General features: G+C 61.0%; 2 protein-coding genes. Both read right to left on the minus strand.

Translation table 11 applies throughout. From position 1 onward, the window contains the following. On the minus strand, nucleotides 1-182 hold a 182-nt coding region (locus CQ12_RS45620; RefSeq protein ID WP_210180583.1), incomplete at its 3' end, for a hypothetical protein. 319 nt (nucleotides 183-501) lie between these two features. Further along, a complete protein-coding gene (locus tag CQ12_RS06635; protein WP_057834543.1) occupies nucleotides 502-1,566 on the minus strand; it encodes an IS110 family RNA-guided transposase in 1,065 nt (354 codons plus the stop codon). Nucleotides 1,567-1,627: the final 61 nt, after the last annotated feature.

The following is a 1,627-nucleotide window of genomic DNA, read 5'->3' on the forward strand; positions in this document are numbered from 1 at the left end:
TTGATTTCCCTGGCGATTTGGAATGAGGTGACGGCTTGATCATTCCGGTTGCCTCTTAAAACCTCAACCGCACCAACCACATGCGCCTGGCCGAAGGCGGCGCTTTTCCCTTGCCTTCCTAATCGGGTGGGCAAAGTCAACTCATTCCTACGCTTTTCTTCGACCCTTCGATCTTCCGCCATTTCCGACTCCCTGCATCATCAACGCGCAAACTTCACCACAGCCGCGACCGCGACGTGCATTCACCAGGCGGGGTCCATGCGTTCCTTCGCGTTCAGCACTTCGGCCGTCGCATGCTCTTCATCAGGTTCGTAAACAGGGCTGTCCAAGCAGTCCGGCGCTCTCGTCCCCGAAGGGCGGCAGCAGGCAAGATAGAGCGGACATTCCCCGTTTCGCGGCCCCGCCAGGGGACGCTCACCGCGCGCGCGGATCTCTAATTTTGCTCCTCCTCAACATGCCGGGCGCAAACCCAGCGCTAATCCGTCGTCATCTACACCGCAGCTATTGTGCAGGTTTCAACCGAAGCCGTTGCGTGACCTTGGCGCCGAACCCGACGTGGAAGTCGGTCTCGCTGACCCACATCCGATGCAGAATGCTTGCAAGCTTCCGCGCGACCGCGGTGATCGCGCACAGCATGCTCGACCGTTTGGCGATCCGCAGACCCCACGCCCGCAGTGCCGACCACTTCCTGACCCGCAGCAGCAGGCTTGCCGCCGCCTCGCAGAGCGCTTCGCGCACGGCGACATCACCCTGTTTGCTGATCCGACCTTCGAAGTCGATGGACGTGCCGGACTGGTGTCGTTTCGGCGTCAGGCCAAAATGGGCGCCTACCGTTCGCGATCGGGCAAAGCGCAGGGGATCATCGACGCCGACTTTGAACGACAGGGCCGCAACGGGACCGACGCCGGGAACCGTCATCAGGCGCCGGCAGACAGCATCATGCTGGACCACCTGCAGCAGCACACGATGCAGCCGATCGTAACCCTCGAGGATGGCGCGGCGCACATCCAACATGGCCTCGATGGTCATTACGAAGATCGGATCGCTGTGCTCGATCAGCTCGCGCACGCGGGCCTCAAAGGCACCACGGGCGACGGCTCCAACGAGCAGCCCATAGGCCCGCAGCGCACCACGAATGTGGTTTTCGAGGTCGATTAGTTTGCGCTTGAGCAGCTTCCGGCTGGTCAGCAGCGTACGCATCTTCTGCATGTCAATGTTCTTGACATGAACGGCGCGATACCAACCCAACCGCATCATCTGCGCGATGCCGCGCGCGTCATTCCGGTCTGTCTTGTTGCGCATTGTTGACAGAGACACGCGCATGTGACGCGCTTCGACGACAATGATCGGGAGCCCCGCTGGCTGCAGTTCGCGATACAGCCAGATGCCAAGCGATGACGCCTCGACTCCCACTCTCTCCAGGCGATCCGCGTAGCCCTCTACTGCGGAGCGGATCGCCGCTGGCTCGGTCATAACCTTGACCTCTCGAACGGTGAGACCCTCGCCATCGACGATGCAAAGACTGGTTTCTTCAAGACCGACGTCCAACCCAACGTAAAGCTTCATCGGAGCTCTCCTGTGTGGCAACGACCACCTAAGTCGTTGCACCAGGCTCCGGATTCGGCCA

The organism is Bradyrhizobium jicamae (genome assembly GCF_001440395.1).
Lineage (GTDB): Bacteria > Pseudomonadota > Alphaproteobacteria > Rhizobiales > Xanthobacteraceae > Bradyrhizobium > Bradyrhizobium jicamae.